This window comes from Inquilinus sp., from assembly GCF_057815775.1.
Genome location: NZ_JBYRFX010000932.1, coordinates 1 through 4,825, shown reverse-complemented (window position 1 = coordinate 4,825; position 4,825 = coordinate 1). Strand labels below are relative to the sequence as shown.

The window sequence follows — 4,825 nt, the reverse complement described above, 5'->3', positions numbered from 1 at the left end:
GTCGGGGATCGGTGCCATGCGGACCGGGGCGGCGACGGTGCGGGCCGGGGCCGGGGCAGGCGTCGGGGTGGCGGCGGCGACGCGCACCTCAGCAGGAGCCGGGGCACGGGCCACCGGCTGTGCATCCGGGATCGGCGCCATGCGGACCGGGGCCGGCAGGACGGTGCGGGCGATCGGTGCCGCGCTGGCGACCTGGCTGCTGCCGTCGGGGATCGGCGCCATGCGGACCGGTGCCGGCACGACCACTCGGGCGACCGGGGCGGCGGCCGCCACCTGCGTGCTGCTGTCGGGGATCGGCTGCATCCGCACCGGGGCGGGCTGCACCACGCGGGCGGCCAGGGCCGCCACGGGGCCCTGGGCCACCGGGCTCTGGACCACTGGGCGGAAAGCGCTCGACCCATCCGGGATCGGCTGCATCTGGGCGACCACGGTGGTGCCGGCGCTGCCGTAGGAGGATCCGTCGGGGATCGGCCGCATCGCCGCAACCACGGTGGTGCCGGCGCTTCCATACGACGAGCCGTCGGGGATCGGCTTCATCGCGGCGACCACGGTGGTGCTGCGCATCGGCATCTGCTGCTGGATCTGGGCGGCCGCGTACTGGGTCATCCGATCGGGGCCGCCGCGCGGCGTGTTGCTGTCGATCTCGGAGGAGATGACGTCCATGTAGCGCCGGGTCTAGCGCGGCAGCGGCCGGCCTTCCTCGACATATTGGCGGTACCGCTCCGGCCCGGCATTGTAGGCGCCGAGGAAGCCGGGATAGCCGTACAGGTCGTACATCTCGCGGATATAGGCGGTGCCGGCGATGATGTTGTCATGCGGGTTGTAGGCGTCGCCGCCCAGCCCGTGCGCGTAGCGCAGCTCGTCATAGGTGCCGGGCATGACCTGCATCAGCCCCATGGCGCCGGCGGAACTGGTGATCGGCTGGCCACCCTTCCAATGGGTCTGGCCGCCGCTTTCCACCTGCATCACCGCGCGGATCCACTGCTCGGGAACGTTGAAGCGCTGGGACGCCTCCTGGATCTCCGGACCCCAGGGGCCACTGGCGACCACGGCCTTAGGCTTCGGCGTCTGGGCGCAGGCCGCGAGAAGCCCTGCGAGCAGCGCGGTGGCCGCAACCGACCTGATCCAGCGGGTTGTCCCTGGCATCGTCCCCTCCATGCTCCCCCAAAACCGAAAGGCCGGCAGCGGCGCTGCAGACCCCAATAATTAACGCAGGCCGTTAACTTATACGGACAAGTCCTTCATTCAAAGAAGAAAACGCCAGCCAACAATCCCCCGACTGGGCTGGAATTCAGGCAGGATGCTGACTGAGAGCGGGCAAATCGTCGAGCGAAATCGTCACATGCACGATGCCGGGCTCGTCCGGCACGTCCTCGCGGGCGAAGCCGAACTCCCCGGCCATGCGCAGCATCGTGACATTTTCACGCAGCACCTCGCCGAAGATCCGCTGCAATCCGCGCTCCCGGGCGTAGCCGATGATCTCGGTCATCAGCCGGTGGCCCAGCCCCACGCCCTTGAGGTCGGACCGGACCATGATGCCATATTCGGCGGTCTCGCCATCCGGGTCGGCGACGATGCGGACGGCGCCCAGCAGCACCCGCCGGTCCTCCTCCCCGGCCTCGGCCACCAGCGCCATCTCGCGGTCGTAGTCGATCTGGGTCAGCCGTGCCGCGAATTCGTGGCTGAAGCTGCGCATGGTGCTGAAGAAGCGCAGCCGCACATCCTCCGGCGTCGACCGCTGCAGCATCTCGCGGATCGCCGGCTCGTCCTCCGGCCGCACCGGCCGCAGCGTGATCTCCCGCCCGTCGCGCAGCGCGAAGTGCCGGACCAGCCGCTGCGGATAGGGCCGGATGGCGAAGCGCGGCGTGCCGGCCGGCAGCGGCGGCCGCACCTGGATGCGGGCGTCGAGCGCGACCACGCCGGCGGCGTCGGCCAGCAGCGGGTTGATCTCCAGCGCCGCCACCTCAGACAGGTCGGCGGCAAGCTGGGACAGCTTGACCAGGGTCAGGGCGATGGCGTCCAGGTCGGCCGCCGGCCGGCCGGGATAGCCCTGCAGCAGCCGCCAGACTCGGGCGCGGGCCATCAGCTCGCGCGCCAGTACGGCGTTCAGGGGCGGCAGGGCCACGGCGCTGTCGCGCAGCATGCCGGCGGCGGGGCCGCCCTGGCCGAAGGCCAGGATCGGGCCGAACAGCCGGTCCTCGCCGATGCCGAGCACCAGCGGGTGCGCCTCCGGCCCGGCCACGCTGCCGGCCGGCGCCACCGCGATGCGGTAGGCCTCCAGCACCGCCCGGACCTCGGGCTCGGACAGCTCCGCCCGGCCCTCGGCCAGCGCCGTCGCGATCACCACCGCCGCGGCGGCAGGATCGGGCAGGAAATCCTCCGGCAGCGCCGGCGGCGTCTCCATCAGCAGCCTCTGGTTCCGGCGGTGCCGGGCCAGATGCATGAAGGCGCGCGCCGCCTGGCCGGGGGTGGCGTAGCCGGGGATCCGCGCCTCGGCGAACAGCCGCCGGGACACGGCGGCGGAGGTCTCGCCCAGCCAGCTGGTCAGCACCGGCGGACGCCGGCCGTCGCGCTTCGCCGCCTCGGCCACCGACCGGATCACCGCCCGCGCCGCCTCGGCCGGGTCGGCGATCGCGCTCGGCCCGTTCATCACCAGCACGGCATCCTTGCCGGGATCGGCCAGCAGCGCGTCGAGCGCGCGGTCGAAGTGGTCGCCAGGTGCTGCATCGCCCAGGTCGACCGCGCCGCCGCCACGGTCCGGTCCGAACGGCAGCAGGGCGGCCAGCCGGGTCACGGTTGCCGGCGCCAGCCGGGCCACGGTGCCGCCGGCATCGACCAGCGCCTCGGCCGCCAGCGTGCCGATGCCGCCGCCATTGGTCAGGATCGCCAGCCGCTCACCCTCGACCCGCAGGCCGCTGGCCAGGGTCTCCACCGCGTCGAACAGCTCGGCCAGGTCGAACACCCGCAGCATGCCGGCGCGGCGGAAGGCGGCGTCGTAGACTGCATCCGGGCCGGCCAGGCCGCCGTCCGCGTCGGGCGCGATCTCGCGCCGGCCGGGCCGGATCACCACCACCGGCTTGGTGCGGGCGGCGACGCGGCCGGCCGACATGAACTTGCGGGCCTCGGTGATGGTCTCGACATACAGCAGGATGGCCCGGGTGTGGGCGTCGGCGGCCAGCCAGTCCAGCATGTCGCCGAAATCGACATCGGCCATGTCGCCCAGCGCCACGACATGGCTGAAGCCGATGCCGCGATGGGTCGCCCAGTCCAGCATCGCCGCGGCGATGGCGCCCGACTGGCTGACGAAGGCCAGGTCGCCGGCCAGCGGCGCGACCGGGGCCAGACCGGCATTGACGCCGTGATGCGGCGCCATCAGGCCCAGGCTGTCGGGCCCGAGGATCCGCAGCAGATGCGGCCGGGCCGCATCCAGCATCGCCTGGCGCAGCGGGGCGTCCATGGTTGCGCCATTGCCGACCACCACGGCGGCGCGGGTGCCGCGGGCGCCCAGTTCGGCGACCAGCCCGGGCAAGGTGGCCGGGGCGGCCGCGATCACCGCCAGATCCGGCGCCATCGGCAGCGCCGCGACGGAGGCATAGGCCGGGATGCTGCCGGTCGACGGCGCGTTCGGATCAACCGACATCACCGCGCCGCTGAAGCCGCCGGCGAGCAGGTTGCGGGCCAGGACGGCACCGACGGCGCCAGCATCGGCCCCGATCAGGGCAATCGACGCCGGGCGGAACAGGGCATCCAGGTTGCGGATCGACATCGCACGCTCCCGGCAGGTGTCAGCCTGCCAGGGTGACCGACAGGGTCGCAAGGCTCAAGCGGCGATGTTCGCGGGTCCTTCCCTTCGCGGTCATTCCCGCGAAAGCGGGAATCTCCGTTCGGCCAAGGCATAGCGAGATCCCCGCTTTCGCGGGGATGACGGGTGGGGGAGGTTGGAAAAGTCGATGTCGGAAGGACGGGTAGCGTTACTCGGCGGCGGACTTCTTGTCGGCCTTCGCCCGCTCGATGCCGGCGACGATCATCTCGGCGGCGCGCTGCGGCCCGTCCCAGCCCATGATCCGGACCCACTTGCCCTTTTCCAGGTCCTTGTAGTGGGCAAAGAAATGGGAGATCTGGTCGCGCAGGATCTCCTGCAGGTCCTCGTAGCTCTGCACCTTGGCATAGTAGGGGTGCAGCTTCGACACCGGCACGGCCAGGATCTTCTCGTCCTCGCCGGCCTCGTCCTCCATCAGCAGCACGCCGACCGGGCGGGCGCGCAGCACCGCGCCGGGCATCACCGGCTCGCGCCCGACGACGATGACGTCGACCGGGTCGCCGTCACCCGACAGGGTGTGCGGGATGAAGCCGTAATTGCCGGGATAGGCCATCGCGGTGTGCAGGAAGCGGTCGACGAACATCGCGCCCGACTCCTTGTCGAGCTCGTACTTCACCGGCACCCCGCCCATCGGGTTCTCGATGAGGACGTTGACGTCGAAGGGGGGGTTCACGCCCACCGGGATCTTGTTGATATCCATGACGGCCCTGGTCGTTCCGAAGGGGTATGGGCGCGGACCATAATGCGGACCGCGCCCCAGGGCTAGTGCCGAGGCATTCCGCCGAAGCGGATCGCCCCGTCTTTTTTGTGCGCTGCAGCGAGGGAACTACCGCCGCTGCGGCAGCGCGTCGTAGGCGGCCAGTGCCGCGGCAGTGACGATCTCGGTCACGGTCGCGCCCATCTGCACCACCTGGGCCGGCTTCTCCAGGCCGCACAGCAGCGGCCCGATCAGCGAGGCGCCGGCCAGCTTCTGGATCATCTTGGCGCCGATGTTGGCCGCGTTCA

Annotated in this window: 4 protein-coding genes and 1 pseudogene; all 5 read right to left on the bottom strand. The window is 71.5% G+C overall.

Translation table 11 applies throughout. From position 1 onward, the window contains the following. Nucleotides 1–663: pseudogene (locus AC3XYG_RS33305) on the bottom strand (hypothetical protein); the annotation flags it as partial. Between the two features lie 12 nt (nucleotides 664–675). Next, nucleotides 676–1,146, bottom strand: a complete 471-nt coding sequence (locus AC3XYG_RS33300) for a lytic transglycosylase domain-containing protein (protein ID WP_489144181.1) — start codon at nucleotides 1,144–1,146, stop codon at nucleotides 676–678. A gap of 145 nt (nucleotides 1,147–1,291) precedes the next feature. Next, nucleotides 1,292–3,766, bottom strand: coding sequence for a bifunctional acetate--CoA ligase family protein/GNAT family N-acetyltransferase (locus tag AC3XYG_RS33295; protein ID WP_489144180.1), 2,475 nt, complete (start codon nucleotides 3,764–3,766; stop codon nucleotides 1,292–1,294). Nucleotides 3,767–3,971: 205 nt separating this feature from the next. After that, nucleotides 3,972–4,520: an inorganic diphosphatase gene (gene ppa, locus AC3XYG_RS33290; protein ID WP_489144179.1), complete on the bottom strand. Its 549-nt coding sequence runs from the start codon at nucleotides 4,518–4,520 to the stop codon at nucleotides 3,972–3,974. A gap of 126 nt (nucleotides 4,521–4,646) precedes the next feature. Next, nucleotides 4,647–4,811: a phosphate acyltransferase gene (locus AC3XYG_RS33285; RefSeq protein WP_489144182.1), complete on the bottom strand. Its 165-nt coding sequence runs from the start codon at nucleotides 4,809–4,811 to the stop codon at nucleotides 4,647–4,649. Nucleotides 4,812–4,825 lie beyond the last annotated feature (14 nt).